This is a genomic window from Pseudomonas sp. EpS/L25 (genome assembly GCF_001512295.1).
Lineage (GTDB): Bacteria > Pseudomonadota > Gammaproteobacteria > Pseudomonadales > Pseudomonadaceae > Chryseomonas.
In genome coordinates, this window is record NZ_LNUP01000014.1 from 100061 (window position 1) to 117163 (window position 17103).

Annotated in this window: 14 protein-coding genes and 1 riboswitch; of the genes, 3 read left to right on the forward strand and 11 right to left on the reverse strand. The window is 66.9% G+C overall.

Going from position 1 to position 17103, the window contains the following annotated elements:
• Positions 1–88 precede the first annotated feature (88 nt).
• Entirely contained in the window at positions 89–628 is a 540-nt protein-coding gene (locus AR540_RS15395) for a type 1 glutamine amidotransferase domain-containing protein (protein ID WP_059230089.1), read from the forward strand.
• A 304-nt stretch (positions 629–932) separates the two neighbouring features.
• Here the strand turns inward: AR540_RS15395 and AR540_RS15400 are convergent, their stop codons facing one another.
• The 8 genes from AR540_RS15400 to AR540_RS15435 all read right to left on the reverse strand — a co-directional run bounded on the left by AR540_RS15400 (position 933) and on the right by AR540_RS15435 (position 9438).
• Positions 933–1523, reverse strand: a complete 591-nt coding sequence (locus tag AR540_RS15400; RefSeq protein WP_059230090.1) for an LON peptidase substrate-binding domain-containing protein — start codon at positions 1521–1523, stop codon at positions 933–935.
• Between the two features lie 85 nt (positions 1524–1608).
• Positions 1609–2316, reverse strand: a complete 708-nt coding sequence (locus AR540_RS15405) for a PqiC family protein (RefSeq protein ID WP_059230091.1) — start codon at positions 2314–2316, stop codon at positions 1609–1611.
• An 85-nt stretch (positions 2317–2401) separates the two neighbouring features.
• Positions 2402–4654, reverse strand: coding sequence for a DNA topoisomerase IV subunit A (parC, locus tag AR540_RS15410; protein WP_059230092.1), 2253 nt, complete (start codon positions 4652–4654; stop codon positions 2402–2404).
• A gap of 128 nt (positions 4655–4782) precedes the next feature.
• Positions 4783–6681, reverse strand: a complete 1899-nt coding sequence (gene parE / locus AR540_RS15415) for a DNA topoisomerase IV subunit B (RefSeq protein ID WP_059230093.1) — start codon at positions 6679–6681, stop codon at positions 4783–4785.
• A 7-nt stretch (positions 6682–6688) separates the two neighbouring features.
• Complete coding sequence (locus tag AR540_RS15420) at positions 6689–7297, reverse strand: YqiA/YcfP family alpha/beta fold hydrolase (RefSeq protein ID WP_059230094.1); 609 nt, start codon at positions 7295–7297, stop codon at positions 6689–6691.
• A gap of 129 nt (positions 7298–7426) precedes the next feature.
• On the reverse strand, positions 7427–8233 hold the full coding sequence (cpdA, locus tag AR540_RS15425) for a 3',5'-cyclic-AMP phosphodiesterase (protein WP_059230095.1): 807 nt from the start codon (positions 8231–8233) through the stop codon (positions 7427–7429).
• A gap of 138 nt (positions 8234–8371) precedes the next feature.
• Entirely contained in the window at positions 8372–8827 is a 456-nt protein-coding gene (locus tag AR540_RS15430) for a DUF1249 domain-containing protein (protein ID WP_059230096.1), read from the reverse strand.
• Positions 8818–9438, reverse strand: coding sequence for an NUDIX domain-containing protein (locus tag AR540_RS15435; protein ID WP_059230097.1), 621 nt, complete (start codon positions 9436–9438; stop codon positions 8818–8820). Before AR540_RS15435 ends, AR540_RS15430 begins: the two co-directional genes overlap by 10 nt.
• Before the next feature lie 202 nt (positions 9439–9640).
• Here AR540_RS15435 and AR540_RS15440 point away from each other — a divergent pair, with 202 nt between their 5' ends.
• Positions 9641–10390 (forward strand): RsiV family protein, encoded by a 750-nt coding sequence (locus tag AR540_RS15440; RefSeq protein WP_059230098.1) that lies wholly within the window; start codon positions 9641–9643, stop codon positions 10388–10390.
• Positions 10391–10665: 275 nt separating this feature from the next.
• Here the strand turns inward: AR540_RS15440 and cytX are convergent, their stop codons facing one another.
• Together cytX and thiC are read right to left on the reverse strand one after the other, a co-directional pair.
• On the reverse strand, positions 10666–11928 hold the full coding sequence (gene cytX / locus AR540_RS15445) for a putative hydroxymethylpyrimidine transporter CytX (protein WP_059230099.1): 1263 nt from the start codon (positions 11926–11928) through the stop codon (positions 10666–10668).
• 203 nt (positions 11929–12131) lie between these two features.
• Entirely contained in the window at positions 12132–14009 is a 1878-nt protein-coding gene (thiC, locus tag AR540_RS15450; RefSeq protein ID WP_059230100.1) for a phosphomethylpyrimidine synthase ThiC, read from the reverse strand.
• A gap of 103 nt (positions 14010–14112) precedes the next feature.
• A riboswitch (TPP riboswitch) is annotated at positions 14113–14239 on the reverse strand.
• A gap of 109 nt (positions 14240–14348) precedes the next feature.
• Between thiC and AR540_RS15455 the strand changes: the two genes are divergently transcribed.
• The gene (locus AR540_RS15455; protein WP_059230101.1) at positions 14349–15845 is read left to right on the forward strand and encodes a TolC family outer membrane protein; all 1497 of its coding nucleotides are present in this window, start codon (positions 14349–14351) and stop codon (positions 15843–15845) included.
• On the opposite strand, the gene waaA is transcribed toward AR540_RS15455, so the two are convergent.
• A complete protein-coding gene (waaA, locus tag AR540_RS15460; protein WP_059230102.1) occupies positions 15791–17056 on the reverse strand; it encodes a lipid IV(A) 3-deoxy-D-manno-octulosonic acid transferase in 1266 nt (421 codons plus the stop codon). The two genes, AR540_RS15455 and waaA, sit on opposite strands and share 55 nt — an antisense overlap.
• Positions 17057–17103 lie beyond the last annotated feature (47 nt).

Genomic DNA, 17103 nt, shown 5'->3' on the forward strand with positions numbered 1-17103 from the left:
GAACTTCGTCTGGCCCGCAGCGGCCGGAATGAAGAGCGCTGGCACAAGGCTAGCCCCTACCAAATTCCGACCCGAGGTATCCGCAACCATGGCTACATCCCTGAACGGCAAGAAGATCGCCATCCTGGTCACCGACGGCTTCGAACAGGCCGAACTTACCGGGCCCAAGGAGGCCTTGGAGCAGGCAGGCGCCCAGACCCACATCATTTCCGCCGAAGCCGGCCAGGTGCAGGGCTGGAACCATACCGATCCAGCCGACTCCTTCGCAGTCGACCTGACCTTCGCCGCCGCCAACGCCGGTGACTACGATGCCGTGCTGCTGCCCGGTGGCGTGGTCAATGCCGACACCATCCGCACCGACGCCAAGGCCCAGCAACTGACCAAGCAGATCGCCGACGCCGGCAAGCCGGTCGCCGTCATCTGCCACGGTGCCTGGCTGCTGATCTCCGCCGGCCTGGTGCAAGGCAAGACCCTGACCAGTTGGCCATCGCTGACCGACGACCTGAAGAATGCCGGCGCCACCTGGCAGGACCAGGAGGTCATCGTCGACGGTCAACTGGTGAGCAGCCGCAAGCCGGACGACATCCCGGCCTTCAATCGCGAATTCATCAAACTGCTGGCGGGCTGACGCTGAAGAATGGCACTTTGATCTCATAAGACTGAACTCGTGGCAAAGTGCCAGGTCTTATCGAGTGCCCCCAAAGCACTTTTAGCCCGCCCTGCCCGGCGGGCTTTCTTTTGCCCGACGTTTGGCCTGAGAGCTTGTCCACGATCTTGCGAGCCAGAGACAAGCAAGGCAAACACGCCTTGAGAAAGCGGATCGCACTCGCGCTCGGGTTTGCATTGAGTTGATGAGCATTCCGGCAGGCTGCCGATCCAGGGCGCTTTTAACGCGATTTGGCCGACGCGCAGCAGATCATGGACAGGCTCTGTCAGGCCTGGAAATCACCCTGCAGATCCACCAGGTGACGCTCGATGTCGGCCAGGCGCTGACCCTGGTCGTCCAGGCCCAGCCAGGCAAGCTTGAGGCGGGGCTCGAAGGGCAGCAGATAGGCCAGCTGGCAGCCCAGGGCCTGGCGGTCGGCGACCTCCCCGCCCATGTCCAGGCCGGCCACCATGGGATGCTGGGCCAGGGCGACCAGCAGCGCCAGCAGATCGCCATCGGCATCGCGCACGGGCTGGGGCGCCGCCTCGGGTAGCCACTCCACCTCGCCCACGACCAGATGATCGGCCTGCTCCTCCTGGCTCAGCAGGCGAAAGCGCCGTCCGCCCTCGACACGGATGCCGAGCAGGCCATTACTCTGCTGCTGCCAGTCACGGATCAAGGCCTCGCAACCGTAGGTACCCAGCCGATCGGGCGCCGCGCCGGTCTCGCGGCCGTCGAGGATGGTCACCACACCGAAACCGGTACCCTGCTTGAGGCAGCGACCGAGCATGTCCAGGTAACGCGCCTCGAACAGCTGTAGATCGAGGCGGCAGCCGGGAAACAGGGTGGTATTCAGCGGAAACAGGGGGAGCGACATGGAACCTCCGAGGACAGTTGGTCCTGCTGGATGGATCGTCGAACGCCACGAGCATTCCCGCGCGGCGACACGCGGGAATGCCGGGTCAGAAGCGGTAGACCTCGGCGCCGGTACGAATGGGCACTACGGCCGGCAGGGTCGGCTTGGCCTGGGCCTCTTCCACGAGCTTCTTCGGCTCCTTGCGGGCCGTCTCGTTGTCCCGCCTGCCGCGCTGGGCCACCTTGGTGAGATCGGTGGCCAGCCGTGCCGCCAATTGCTGCAGCAGATCGCCCTGGGCGCGAACCTGGGCTGCGCGGTCGCCGTCATGACGGGCCTGCAGATGGACTACCTGGGTATCCAGCAGCTTGCCCTGGGCATCGCGCAACTGCCAGCCGGCATCGAGCACGGCCGGCGCGCGGTCGCCCGCATCGAGGCGGGTGACATTGAGTTCCAGCCGGTACTGCGGCTCGAAGCCTTCCGGCGGTTCGCCCACCACCACCCGGCCGCTGTTCAGGCGACTGGCGAGCTGGCGTTGCAGCAACTGGCGCACGTTGGCATTGAGCGGACCGGCCCAGTGATCGCGGGTGGTCGCCAGGCTGCCATCGGGCTGACGCTCCAGCAGCACGTCACGCTGCAGGTAGTCGGCCAGTTGCAGGCTTTCGATCCACACCGCGACGCCCTTGTCCTTGCTGGCAGGCGCCCGCACGTTGCCGCCATCGAGCTGGTAATAATGAGTGGGGCCGAGGCTGGCGCAACCACCCAGGCCAGCCAGCACAGCCACCAACGCCAACCTGGCGAGACGCATCCGTTTCATCGAAGATCGCTCTCGACGGGCCCAGTGGCCCTGCGAGTCCTGGTCGAAAAAATCGGGCCTATGCTAGCGGCTGACCGCAGGCGGCTCAAGTTTCCACCTGTAGCGAGTCCACCCGCTGGAAGCCCCGCGGCAGCTTGTTGCCGCGTCGGCCCCGCTCGGCGCGATAGTGTTCCAGGTCGCTGCCCTTGAGGGTGTAGGGCCGTTTGCCCGCTTGCAAGGTGAGGGACGCCCCGGCCGGTACCACGGCCAGGTCGACCACGTATTCCTCGCGCTTGGCGACCCGCTCGCCGGGAATGGAGATCAGCTTGTTGCCCTTGCCCTTGGCCAGTTGCGGCAGCTCGCTGATGGCGAACACCAGCAGGCGGCCTTCGTTGGTGACCACCGCGATGGAAGTGTCCTCCAGGGAGGCCACTGGCTTGGGTGGCAACACCTTGGCGCCGTTGGGCAGGCTGATCAGTGCCTTGCCAGCCTTGTTCTTGGCCTGCAGGTCCTCGCCCTTGACCACGAAGCCGTAGCCGGCATCCGAGGCGAGGACATAGAGACCGCTGTCGTCGGGCAGCAGCAGGCATTCGAAGCTGGCGCCCGGCGGCGGTGTCAGGCGTCCGGTCAGGGGCTCGCCCTGCCCCCGCGCCGAGGGCAGCGAGTGCGCGGCCAACGAATAGCTGCGCCCAGTGGAATCGATGAACACCGCGAACTGGTTGGAGCGCCCCAGGGCCGCCGCCTTGAACCCGTCGCCAGCCTTGTAGGAAAGCCCGGTCGGGTCGACATCGTGGCCCTTGGCCTGGCGCACCCAGCCCTTCTCGGACAGCACCACGGTGACCGGCTCGGTAGGCATCAGCTCGACTTCGGAGAGTGCCTTGGCCTCGGCGCGCGCGACGATGGGCGAGCGACGGGCGTCGCCATAGGTCTCGGCGTCCTTGATCAGTTCGTCGCGGACCAGGCCGCGCAGCTTCCTGTCGCTGCCCAGCAGGGTCTGCAGGCGCTTCTGCTCCTTGAGCAGTTCCGCCTGTTCGCCGCGGATCTTCATCTCTTCCAGCCGCGCCAGCTGCCGCAGGCGGGTTTCCAGGATGTAGTCGGCCTGATCCTCGGAGAGCTCGAAGCGGGCCATCAGCGCCTGCTTGGGATGCTCCTCGGTACGGATGATGTGGATCACCTCGTCCAGGTTGAGGAAGGCGATCAGCAGGCCGTCCAGCAGGTGCAGGCGGCGCTCCACCTTGTCCAGCCGGAATTGCAGCCGGCGGCGCACGGTGCCGATGCGATAGATCAGCCACTCCTGGAGGATCTGCCGCAGGTCCTTGACCTGCGGCTTGCCATCCAGGCCGATGACATTGAGGTTGACCCGGTAGCTGGACTCGAGATCGGTGGTGGCGAACAGGTGCTGCATCAACTCGTCGGCATCGATGCGGTTGGAACGCGGCACGATGACGATGCGGGTCGGATTCTCGTGGTCCGACTCGTCGCGCAGGTCGGCCACCATGGGCAGCTTCTTGGCCTGCATCTGGGCGGCGATCTGCTCCAGCACCTTGGAGCCGGAGACCTGGTGCGGCAGCGCGGTGATGATCACGTCACCATCCTCGCGGCGATAGACGGCGCGCATCCGCACCGAACCGCGGCCGGTCTCGTAGATCTTGCGCAGGTCGGCGCGCGGCGTGACGATCTCGGCCTCGGTAGGGAAGTCCGGTCCGGGTACGTGTTCGAGCAGTTCCGGCACGCCGGCGATGGGATCGTCCAGCAGGCGCACGCAGGCGGCCGCCACTTCGCGCAGGTTGTGCGGCGGGATGTCGGTGGCCATGCCCACGGCGATGCCGGTGGTGCCGTTGAGCAGCAGGTTGGGCAGCCGCGCGGGCAGCACCGCCGGCTCGTTCAGGGTGCCGTCGAAGTTGGGCACCCAGTCGACGGTGCCCTGCCCCAGTTCGCTGAGCAACACCTCGGAATAGCGCGACAGCCGCGCCTCGGTGTAGCGCATGGCGGCGAAGGACTTGGGATCGTCCGGCGCCCCCCAGTTGCCCTGGCCGTCCACCAGCGGATAGCGGTAGGAGAACGGCTGGGCCATGAGCACCATGGCTTCGTAGCAGGCCGAGTCGCCGTGGGGGTGGTACTTACCGAGCACGTCACCCACGGTACGGGCGGATTTCTTGTGCTTGGCGTCGGCGTCCAGGCCCAGTTCGCTCATGGCATAGACGATGCGGCGCTGGACCGGCTTGAGGCCGTCGCCGATGTGCGGCAGGGCGCGGTCCATGATGACGTACATGGAGTAGTTCAGGTACGCCTGCTCGGTGAAGTCGGCCAGCGAGCGGCGTTCGACGCCGTCCAGGCTCAGGTCGAGGGGTGCACTCATGGGAATCCTTTGGTGATACGTCTTTGATCGGGGGCCCGGTCCATCGCGGTCATGGACCGCTCCTACAGGCGCTCGATACACCTGTAGGAGCGGCCCATGGCCGCGATAGGCGCAGCCAACCTATTTAGTTAGATCAGCACTTCGGCGCGGTCGCCCTTGGACTCCAGCCAGCTCTTGCGGTCGCTGGACCTCTTCTTGGCCAGCAGCATGTCCATCATCTCGAGGGTGCCGGGCACATCCTCGAGGGTGAGCTGCACCAGGCGCCGGGTGTTGGGGTCCATGGTGGTCTCGCGCAATTGCAGCGGATTCATCTCGCCGAGGCCCTTGAAGCGGGTGACCTGGGGCTTGCCGCGCTTCTTCTCCGCCGCCAGGCGATCGAGCACGCCGTCGCGCTCGGCTTCGTCGAGGGCGTAGTAGACCTCCTTGCCGAGGTCGATGCGATACAGCGGCGGCATGGCCACGTAGACGTGCCCGGCATCCACCAGCGGGCGGAAGTGCTGCACGAACAGGGCGCACAGCAGGGTGGCGATGTGCAGGCCGTCGGAGTCGGCGTCGGCGAGGATGCAGATCTTGCCGTATCTCAGGCCGCTGAGGTCGGCGCTGCCCGGATCGATGCCGATGGCCACGGCGATGTCGTGCACCTCCTGGCTGCCCAGCACCTCGCTGCCGTCCACTTCCCAGGTGTTCAGGATCTTGCCGCGCAACGGCATGATGGCCTGGAATTCCTTGCTGCGCGCCTGCTTGGCGCTGCCGCCGGCGGAGTCGCCCTCCACCAGGAAGAGTTCGGAGCGCATCGGGTCCTGGCCGGCGCAATCAGCCAGCTTGCCGGGCAGCGCCGGGCCCTGGGTGATCTTCTTGCGCTCGACCTTCTTGCCCGCCTTGAGGCGGCGGCCGGCATTGTTGATGGCCAGCTCGGCGATCTGCTGCCCCAGCTCGGGATGGGCGTTGAGCCAGAGGCTGAAGGCGTCCTTGACCACGCCGGCGACGAAGGCGGCGGCCTCGCGGGACGACAGGCGCTCCTTGGTCTGGCCGGAGAACTGCGGCTCCTGCATCTTCATCGAGAGGACGAAGGCGATGCGCTCCCAGACATCTTCCGGGGCCAGCTTAAGGCCACGCGGCAGCAGATTGCGGAATTCGCAGAATTCCCGAATGGCGTCCAGCAGGCCCTGGCGCAGGCCGTTGACGTGGGTGCCGCCCTGGGCGGTGGGAATCAGGTTGACGTAGCTTTCCTGTACCGACTCGCCCCCTTCGGGCAGCCAGAACAGGGCCCAGTCCACCGCTTCCCGGGCCGAGGCCAGGCTGCCATGGAAAGGCGCCTCGGGCAGCCGCGGGGCGTCGCCCACGGTGTCCACCAGGTAGGATCTCAGGCCGTCTTCGTAATGCCATTCGCTGCGTTCGCCGCTGGCTTCGTCGTGGAAGCTCACGGCCAGGCCCGGGCAGAGCACCGCCTTGGCCTTGAGCACATGCTTGAGGCGGCTGACGGAGAACTTGGGCGAATCGAAATACTTGGGGTCCGGCCAGAAATGCACGCTGGTGCCGGTGTTTCTCTTGCCGACGCTGCCGACCACGGCCAGCTCGCTGGCCTTGAAGCCATCGGCGAAGGCCATGGCGTATTCGTTGCCTTCACGCCTGACACGTACCTCGACGCGGGTCGACAGGGCGTTCACCACGGAGATGCCCACGCCGTGCAGACCACCGGAGAACTGGTAGTTCTTGCCCGAGAACTTACCGCCGGCGTGCAGCTTGGTAAGGATCAGCTCGACGCCTGAGACGCCCTCTTCCGGGTGGATGTCCACCGGCATGCCACGGCCATCGTCGATCACCTCGAGGGAGTTGTCGGCGTGCAGGATCACCTGCACCGCGCGCGCATGGCCCGCCAGGGCCTCGTCGACGCTGTTGTCGATGACCTCCTGGGCCAGGTGGTTGGGCCGGGAGGTGTCGGTGTACATGCCGGGGCGCTTGCGCACCGGGTCGAGTCCGGAGAGGACTTCGATGGCGTCGGCGTTGTAGGCGTTTTGCGTGGCCATGGGGTCTCTATTCGAAGGTGGTGAAATCCAGGTCGCGCCAGAGCGACGGGGCGAAGCCAGCCAGTTCCAGCAGCAGCGGCAACTGACGGTGGAAGCCCTGGAAGCCATGGTCGCCGCCCTGCTCGATGCGCAGGGTACAGGCACCGTAGTAACGCTCGGCGTCGCGGTAGTCGAGGGTCTCGTCACCGGTCTGCAGCCAGACGTGGAACCGCTCCGGGTCCGCCGGCGCGTCGACTTCCAGTGCCCGCAGGGCCTCGACGTGGGCCTCGGTGAGGGTCCAGGTCTCGCCGGTGTAGTGATTGCGCTGCGGTCCCAGGTAGTGCTCCATGAAGCGCCAGGGACGGACCGCCGGGTTGATCAGCACGGCCTTGAGCCCGTGGCGCTCGGCCAGGACGGTGGCATAGTAGCCGCCCAAGGAGCTGCCGACCAGCAAGGGGGCGTCCAGCTCGGTCAGTTGGCGCTCCAACAGGGCGCAGGCAGCACTGGCGTCGTTGGGCAGCGCCGGGGTCCGCAGCCGGTCGGCCAGCCCCAGCCGGGTCATGCAGGCGGTCAGCTGTTGCGCCTTGTGGGAAGCAGGTGAACTGTTGAAGCCATGGATATAGAGGATCGACGGCATCGGGCCGCTCCTACTGGATAAAAAAACAGGTAAAAGAGTAACCCGTTTCGACCCCGACACCAAGGTGGCCGACCCGTGCTCGGCCTGGAATCCGTGCGCAATGCCTGCGTCCGAGCGAGGCGGCGTGCCCTAGTAGCCCGCTGCGTTGTGATCCACAGTGAACCCGTGCTGTTGCAGGCGCGAGACACCCGTTTCCAGTTCGCCGTTGGGCAGTAGGCGCAGCCAGCGATAGCCTGGCGCCTGATCGCCGGCCTTGAAATCCCGGCTGCCAGGCTCGAATTGCAGGCCAGTGGATGGCGAGGCCAGCAGCCGTACCCCGTTGCGGAGCTGATCGAATTCCTGGTGGATGTGGCCCCAGAGCACCACCCTGACCTGCGGGTGCCGATCCAGCACGGCGAACAGTTCGTCCGGGCGATGCAGGCCCAGGGGCTCCATCCAGCCGCAGCCCACGGGAACCGGGTGATGGTGCAGGCAGATCAGCGCCGGCCGGTCGGGCGCGGCGGCCAGGGCCTGGTCCAGCGCCGCGAGTTGCGCCTGCTCCAGTTCGCCGAACACGCAGCCACGCACGGTGCTGTCGAGCAGGATGAGGCGCCAGGCGCCCAGGTCGGTGACCGTATCCATGAAGTCGCGGTCGCCGCAGGCCTTGGCCATGGGCGCATTCTCGTCATGGTTGCCCGCCAGCCAGCGCATGGGGGCGCCGAGGGGGGCGGTCAGTTCGCAAAAGCGCTGATAGGAGGCTACCGAGCCGTCCTGGGAGAGGTCACCACTGGCCAGCAAGAGGTCGATGCGTGGCTGTTCCGCCATGACCTGAACGACGACCTGCCGCAGGCTGGCGGCGGTATCGATGCCCAACAACTTGCCATCCGCCCGGGCGAACAGATGGCTGTCGGTCAATTGGACGACGAGGGGAGCATTGACACTATCCGGCGAACTCACCAAAGCCTCCTAGGCAAAGAGAACAACGAGCGCAGGCAGGGTGCAGAAAAGTTCCCGAGAACTTGCGTGCACAGCTCACATTTTCGCAGCTTGGTTATCGCGATGGAAGATGCGGCTGTCGGCGTTGCGCCTTGGTGCTCACCGCTGCAGGATCGGCTCGGCTTCGTGGCCACAGGCGAGGCAGTGACTGAGCCACTCGCCGAGGAACAGATTGAGCTGGCTCTTCTCGTCCGGCTGGTGCATCGCCTGGTTCGGATAGGGATAGCGCCCGAGCAGGTGCCGGGAGGCACCGGCCGACACCACTTCCGCCATCCGCGCATCGTGGTACACCCGCACCTCGAGTTCGGGAACCGGCAGCCAGGGCAGTCCCAGCTCCTGGCGGACCCGCAGCGCCGTCGTGTAGGGACAGGCCTCGGTGACCTCCAGCGCCAGCACCCCCAGCGGGCGCTCGCCCTGCGACAGCATGACGCGCCGTGAAATCACGGCTTCGCGCATCTTGGGCAGAAGCCGCATCAGCCGCACGTAGTTGGCCTCGCACGTGGCCTGCAGGCCCGGCAGGTCAACCCGGTAGCGATCTCGCAGTTTCAGCCCCATAACCCTCTTACCTCGGCGCGATTGAGCGCCAGCCATTGCAGGGCGATGATCGCCGCCGCGTTATTGATTCGACCGTCTCGTACCCCCGCCAGTGCCTCGTCCAACGACCAGACATGAACGCGAATGTCTTCGCCCTCCTCTTCCAGGCCGTGGACGCCACCGGCCTGGGCGGCGCTGCAGCGCCCCAGGTAAAGATAGACCTGTTCGTTGCTGCCGCCGGGCGAAGGGAAGTAGGTGGAGATGGGCCAGAGCGATTGCAAGGTCAGGCCGGCTTCTTCCTCGGCTTCCCGATGGGCGACCGTCTCGACGGCTTCGCCCTGCTTGTCCACCAAGCCGGCTACCGGCTCAAGCAGCCAGGGATGAGCGGTCTTATCCATGACGCCGACGCGAAACTGCTCGATCAGCACCACCTCGTCGCGCACGGCGTCGTAGGGCAGCACGCAGACGGCATCGGGCCGCTCGAAGACTTCGCGTTCCAGTTCCGGCCCCATCCCACCGGAGAACTGCCGATGACGCAGCCGGAAACGGGCCATGCGGTAAAAGCCCTGGAAGCAGATCTCGCGGCTCAGGATCTCGACGGCGGGCGCCTGGGACTCGTTGGCTTGGTTCATGGGCGCTCCAGCGCTGGTGACAGGTAATCAGATCATCCTAGCGCGCCGCTTGCACTCGTGCAGCCCCCTGGCGGGACAAGTCGCGAAACGGGCAACAAGCCGGGAATCCCGCGCTCGGTCCTGGCAAACTTATGGCGCCAGACGGGTTCGAAAGCCGTCGCGTCCTGTTTCGCCAAAAAAGGTTTCAACGAAAAGGAATCCCATGCGTATCCGCCCGTTCCTCCTGCTAGCCGGCCTGCTGCTCGGTGGTTGCCAAAGCGTCTTCGGTCCGAACCTCGACAAACCCCTCACGCCACGCCACCAGGCCTGGGAGCATCGGCCCGCCGGCTGCCAGGGCGACGAATGCCCGTTGGTCAACATCGACTACGTGGAATTCGGCGAACCTGCCCTGGATGCCCTGGTGCAGCGCCACCTGCTGGGCCTGGCCCGCGCCGAGCCGGGTGCGCCCATCCCCGCCTCGCTGGCAAGCTATGAGCGTGATTTCCTCGGTAAGGCCCAGCCGCGCTGGAGCAGCTATCTGCAGGCCAAGGTGCGCGAACAGCATGACGGTCTGGTGATCGTCGAATTCTCCAGCTACCTGGCCAATGGCGGTGCCCATGGCCTGGCCGGGCGCGATTTCGTCACCTGGGATCGCCATCTGAATCGGCAGATCACCCTCGGCGACATGCTGGTCCCCGGGCAGGAAGCCGAGTTCTGGCGGCTGGCGCAGCTGTCCCGCGAGGCCTGGATGCTCAGCAACAACGTCGGGGATGCCGAATTCCGCCAGCAATGGCCCTTCCTCAAGACCAACAACGTGGCCCTGGACTTCGGCGCCCTGACGCTCAAGTACGACATCGGCAGCATCGCGCCCTATGCCATGGGGCATCCGGAGCTGAAGATCCCCTATCCCAAGCTAAACGGTATCCTCAAGCCAGAATACTTCCCCGGGCGCGGCAAGAGCCGCCAGCCGTAGGGTCTGGTCGAGCACACCTCGCAGCGATAGGCCACCGTTCGCGTATTGTCAGCCGAAATCACCTGCCGCAATGGGTTTGATCGCGGCCATGGGCCGCTCCTACGGGCACGATCCAACCCGTAGCAACGGCCGCATCGGCGGACCGCCATGGGCGCGATGCCCCCACCCCAACCCTCCCCCGCACGCGGGAGAGGGAGCCGTTCGACGTCCGGGGTAGCCTGCCCGGGCTGGGTCGTAGCGTGGATGACGGCGCAGCCTCATCCACGCGCGGTGACTCAAGTCCGCTTCAGCCCCAACACCGCCTGCGCAGTCCCTGCCACCACGATGGCCGGCAGGGTCGCGCCCCAGGCCGGGAGCAGGGTCGGCAACAGATGGTAGACGGCCACGCCCAGCGCCCAGGCGATCAGGGATTCCAGGCGCAGTGCCTTCACCTGCTCCGGGGCCCGGCGGCGGCGCAGCAGGAAGTGATCCACCAACACCACACCGAACAGCGGGGCGAACACCGAGCCGATCAGCAGCAGGAAGTGTTCGTACTGCGCCAGGGGCACCAGCAGCGCCAACAGGGTGCAGAGGATGCCGATGGCCAGGGTCAGCTGCCAGATCTTCACCTGGGCGAGGAAGCCGGTGGCGACGGCGGCCGAGTGATAGGCGGCGAAGGCGTTTTCCGACTCGTCCAGCAGGATCAGCAACAGCGGCAGGCCGAGGCCGGCCACGGCCAGGGCGCGCAGCAGGGCGTCGGCCTCGCCGCCGCTGGCGAAGGCCAGGGTGTAGGCGAAGCCCAGGCCCATCAGCCAGAGGTTGCCGCAAAAGTAGCCCAGCATCACGCCACGCCCGGCGCTGCGCCCGGTGCGGGCGAAACGGGTGTAGTCGGCGATCACCGGCAGCCAGGACAGCGGCATGGCCACCACCAGGTCGAAGCCCAGGGCCTGGCTCAGGGAGCCATCGCCCGGGCGTTGCCAGAGCGCGGCCAGGTCGGCGCGCAGGAACAGATCCAGGGTCAGCCAGGCGCAGGCGCCCAGCAGCAGCCAGATGCCCCAGCGGCTGAGAAAGCGGCGGACGAAGGTCAGCGGACCGGCCACCGCCAGCGCCGTGGCCAGGGCGCCGAAGACCAGGGTCCAGAGGACGGGCGAGGCCCAGCTCTGCAGACCCCAACTGCCCAGCAGCACGCTGGCCGCCTCGCGCATCACCACCAGTTCGAAGGCGCCCCAGCCGATCAGCTGGGTGATGTTGAGCAGCGCCGGCAATAGCGCACCACGCTGGCCGAGGCTCTGGCCCAGGGCGGTCATGCCGGCCAGGCCGGTGTCGCTGCCCACCAGGCCGGCAGCGGCCAGCAGCAGTACGCCGACGAGGGTGCCGAGCACTAGCACAAGCAGGCCATCGGCCAGGCCCAGCCCGGGCGCCAGCAGGGCGCCGGCCTGGGCGACCATGAGGCCGATGCCGAGGGAGAACCAGAGGGTGAAGAGGTCACGCCCGCCAAGGATGCGGCGGTCCGCTGGTACAGGGACGGTGGGGGTATAGAGGCCGGGCGCCTGAGCCATGATGAATCTCGTGCAAGAGGATTAGGGGAAATAGAGGTCGGCGCGAGACGGCCCTCCCAAGCCCGCTACCTCGGGCTTGAGGGGAGTCCTGTCAGGCTGCGCCCAGCCCTACCGAGGAAACGGCAGCGGCTTCATCCTTGAAGCCTGTCAGTACCTGAAAACGCGGGACGCGGCTGGGCCTGCCTGCCCCGACAACCGCGGCGTCAGACCTGCTTGTAGATCACCCCACCTTCGTCCTTGAAGCGCGCGGCCTGTTCCTGGAAGCCGGCCTCGATGGCCTTCTGTTCGTCGGTCAGGCCGTTTTCCTTGGCGTAGTCGCGGACTTCCTGGGTGATCTTCATGGAGCAGAACTTGGGCCCGCACATGGAGCAGAAGTGCGCCACCTTGGCCGAGTCCTTGGGCAGGGTCTCGTCGTGGAAGGCACGTGCGGTGTCCGGGTCTAGGCCCAGGTTGAACTGGTCTTCCCAGCGGAATTCGAAGCGCGCCTTGGACAGGGCATTGTCGCGGATCTGGGCGCCGGGATGCCCCTTGGCCAGGTCGGCGGCATGGGCGGCGATCTTGTAAGTGATGATGCCGGTCTTGACGTCGTCCTTGTTGGGCAGGCCCAGGTGCTCCTTGGGCGTCACGTAGCAGAGCATGGCGCAGCCGAACCAGCCGATCATGGCGGCGCCGATGCCGCTGGTGATGTGGTCGTAGCCGGGGGCGATGTCGGTGGTCAGCGGGCCGAGGGTGTAGAACGGCGCCTCGTCACAGCACTCCAGCTGCTTGTCCATGTTCTCCTTGATGAGCTGCATGGGCACGTGGCCCGGGCCTTCGATCATGGTCTGGACGTCGTGCTTCCAGGCGATCTTGGTCAGCTCGCCGAGGGTTTCCAGTTCGCCGAACTGGGCGGCGTCGTTGGCGTCGGCGATGGAGCCCGGGCGCAGGCCGTCACCCAGGGAGAAGCTCACGTCGTAGGCCTGCATGATCTCGCAGATGTCTTCGAAGTGGGTGTAGAGGAAGTTTTCCTTGTGATGCGCCAGGCACCACTTGGCCATGATGGAGCCGCCGCGGGAGACGATGCCGGTGACGCGCTTGGCGGTCAGGGGCACGTAGTGCAGACGCACCCCGGCGTGGATGGTGAAGTAGTCCACGCCCTGCTCCGCCTGCTCGATGAGGGTGTCGCGGAACAGCTCCCAGGTCAGTTCCTCGGCAACGCCGCCGACCTTTTCCAGGGCCTGGTAGATGGGCACGGTACCGATGGGTACCGGCGAGTTGCGGATGATCCACTCGCGGGTCTCGTGGATGTGCTTGCCGGTGGACAGGTCCATCACGGTGTCGGCGCCCCAGCGGATGCCCCAGGTCAGCTTCTCCACCTCTTCCTCGATGGAGGAACCCAGGGCGCTGTTGCCGATGTTGCCGTTGATCTTCACCAGGAAGTTGCGGCCGATGATCATCGGCTCCAGCTCCAGGTGGTTGATGTTGGCGGGGATGATGGCACGGCCGCGAGCCACTTCGTCGCGAACGAACTCCGGCGTGATTTCCTGGGGAATGCTGGCGCCGAAACTCTGGCCGCGGTGCTGGTTGCCGAGTAGGCCGGCGGCGCGGGCCTCCTGGAGCTTCATGTTCTCGCGGATGGCGATGTATTCCATCTCCGGAGTGACGAAGCCCTGGCGGGCATAGTGCATCTGGGAGACGTTGCGCCCGGCCTTGGCCCGGCGCGGCTGGCGCGCCAGGTCGAATCTCAGGGCGGCGAGGCTTGGATCGGCGAGGCGTGCCTGGCCGAATTCGGAGGTCAGCCCGGCCAGCAGCTCGGTATCACCACGCTCTTCGATCCAGCGCGAGCGTACGTCCGGTAGGCCCTTGCGCAGGTCGATGCGCACCGCCGGATCGGTGTAGGGACCGGAGGTGTCGTAGACGCACACCGGGGCGTTCCGCTCGCCACCGAAGGCGGTGGGGGTATCGGCCAAGGCGATTTCCCGCACCGGCACGCGGATGTCGGGTCGCGAGCCGGTCAGGTAGACCTTGCGCGAATTGGGCAGCGGCTGGGTGGACTGGCGGTCGACGCGGGTGAAGTCGGTGACGTTGTTCTGCTTGTTCATCGAGGCTCTCCTGGTGGGCGCGTTGCCGAGGGAAGAACCTGGACGAAGGGGTGGGCACGCAAGAAGAGGCAAGCCCGGACGGATGGCGACCACGGAATGAGACTGCGGACGCCCTCTTGTTCCCTACGCAGGTTGACGCACCGCCATGCGGCGCGCCTAGCCTGATCAGGTTCAACGGGATCCGGGACTACCCGATCTCAGCGCCTCGTAGCGCACCCCGACAAGAACGCGCCCAGTGTAAACCCAGACTGGCAGAAACTTCGACCGCTATTTCCTCTCCTATGGCGGATTCGGACGAAGCCACTACACTGGCGCGGTCCCTCAAGGAAGGCTCCAAAAATGCGAAGATTCCTGCTGCTCGCGGCGCTCTGCACCACGGCCGGTCTGGCCCAGGCCCAGGTGGCCGGCAGTGGCCTGCTCGACGTCTATCGCGAGGCGCTGGACAACAACGCCGACCTGGCCGCCGAGCGCGCCGGGCTCGGTGCCCAGCGCGAGGCGGTGCCCCAGGCGCGGGCCGGCCTGCTGCCGCAACTCGGCCTTGGCGCCCAGTTCAACGACACCCACACCAGCCTGGAGCTGAAGGACAATCCGGCCCTGGGTGTCCAGGGTGGCCGCTACAGCAGCGACCGCAGCAGCCAGTTGATCCAGGCCACCCTCAGCCAGCCGCTGTTCCGCGCCGACCGCTGGTTCCAGCTCAAGGCCGCCCAGGCCGCCACCGAGCAGGCCGAGCTGCAATTCTCCGCCGCCCAGCAGCAACTCATCCTGCAGACCGCCGAGGGCTATTTCAGCGCCCTGCGCGCCCAGGACGCCCTGGCCACCGCCCGTGCTGAGGAAAAGGCGCTGTACCGCCAGCTGGACCAGTCCCGCGAGCGCTACAAGGTCGGCCTGACCGACGACACCGACGTGCTCCAGGCCCAGGCCAGCTTCGACAATGCCCAGGCCAACCGTTCGCAGAGCGAGCAGCAGGTGGCCGATGCCTTCCAGGCCCTGACCCGGCTGACCGATCGTGACTACGGCAGCATCGCCGGTATTCGCCACGACCTGCCGATTCTGCCGCCGCAACCCAACGATGCCCGCCTGTGGGTGGACACCGCCATGCGCCAGAACCTGCAGCTGCTGGCCGCCGGCCAGGGCGTCAACGCCGCCCAGGAGACCTTGCGCCAGCGCCGCGCCGGGCACCTGCCGACGGTGGATGCGGTGGCGCGCTACAGCCACAGCGACAACGACGCGGTGAATCTGCCCAACGCCGAGCAGCTCTCGCTGTTCGGCAGCCCGGTCAACAGCCGTAGCATCGGTATCCAGGTCGAGCTACCGCTGTACAGCGGCGGCGCCACCAGCTCCCAGGCGCGCCAGGCCTATCAGCAACTGGACCAGAGCGAGCAGCGCCAGGAGAGCCTGCGCCGCCAGGTGGTGCAGAACACCCGTAACGCCCACCGCGCGATCAACACCGACATCGAGCAGGTGCGTGCCCGTCGGCTGTCCATCGCCTCCAGCCAGCGCGCCCTGCGCGCCACCGAGATCGCCTACCAGGTGGGCAGCCGCACCATCGTCGACGTGCTCGACGCCCAGCGGCTGCTGTACAACGCCGTGCGCCAATACAACGACGCCCGCTACAACTACATCCTGGATACCCTGAGGCTCAAGCAGGCGGCCGGCACCCTGGCGCCCAACGACCTGCTGGCGCTGTCCGGCTATCTCGATCCCCACTACGACCCGGATCGCGACTTCCTGCCGCCAGACCTGGCCAAGACCCGCGCCGACGTGCTGCCGGCGCGCTCGACTCAGGGCGTGAGCAGTCCGTCCAGTCCGGAGAGCAGGCGCTCCAGCGCGCCCTGATTGGCGGACAGTACCGCAAGGCCGGCCTGCCGCCGTCGCTCGGCCTCCGGCGGCTCGGCCCAGAGCCGGGCCACGGCGGCGGCGATGGCCGGGGCCTCTGCCACGGTTTCCAGAGCGCCGGCCTCGCGCAACTGGGCGACGATGTCGAGGAAGTTGAACACATGCGGGCCGCTGAGCACCGGCAGGCCCAGGGCCGCCGGCTCCAGCGGATTGTGACCACCGCGCTCGATCAGGCTACCCCCGACGAAGGCCACGTCGGCCAGGGCATAGAGAAACAGCAACTCGCCCATGGTGTCGCCCAACAGTACCTGGGTCTGCGGCTGCACCGCCTCCCCCGTCGAGCGCTGGATCACGCGGAAGCCTTCGCGGCGCACCTCGGCCAACACCTCGGGAAAGCGCTCGGGATGACGCGGCACCAGGATCAGCAGGGCATCGGGCCGGGTGGACAGCAGTTGACGGTGGGCTTGGAGCAGAATGCCATCTTCGCCGGCATGGGTGCTGGCGGCGATCCACACCGGGCGGCTGCCCCAGTCCTGGCGCAGCGCAGCCGCGCGGGCCGGCAGCTCGGGGTCGATGCGCAGATCGAACTTGATGGAACCGGTCACCGAAACCCGCTCGGCGCAGGCGCCCAGGGCACGAAAGCGCTCGGCTTCCACCGGCGTCTGCACTGCCAGCCAGGCCAGCTCCGCCAGCATCGGTCCGGTCACCCCGCCCAGCTTTCCATAGCCACGCGCCGAACGCTCGGAAAGCCGGCCATTGGCCAGGGCGATTGGAATGCCGCGCCGCGCCGCCTGGTGGATGAGGTTGGGCCAGAGCTCGGTTTCCATCACCACCCCCAGGCTTGGCCGCAAGCGATCGAGGAAGCGCCCGGCCAGCCAGGGCAGGTCGTAGGGCAGATAGCAATGATGGACGTCGCTCCCGAACAGGGCACGGATGCGCTCCGAGCCCGTGGGCGTCATGCAGGTCACGGTGATCGGCAGCCCGGGATGGCGCTGGCGCAGGGCGCGGATCACCGGCGCGGCGGCGATGCTCTCCCCCACCGACACCGCATGCACCCAGATGCCGCCGGGCGGCACTTCTGGCAAGCCCAGCGCCAGGCGCTCGCCGATGCGGTGTCTATAGGCGGGAGCCTTGCGGCCGCGCCAGAGCAGGCGCAGGAGGATGAAGGGCAAGGCCAGGGTGAAGATCAGGCTATAGAGGGTACGGTTCATGGCGGCAGAGCTTAATGAAGCAGGGCCGCCAGTGCGAGCCTGTTCGA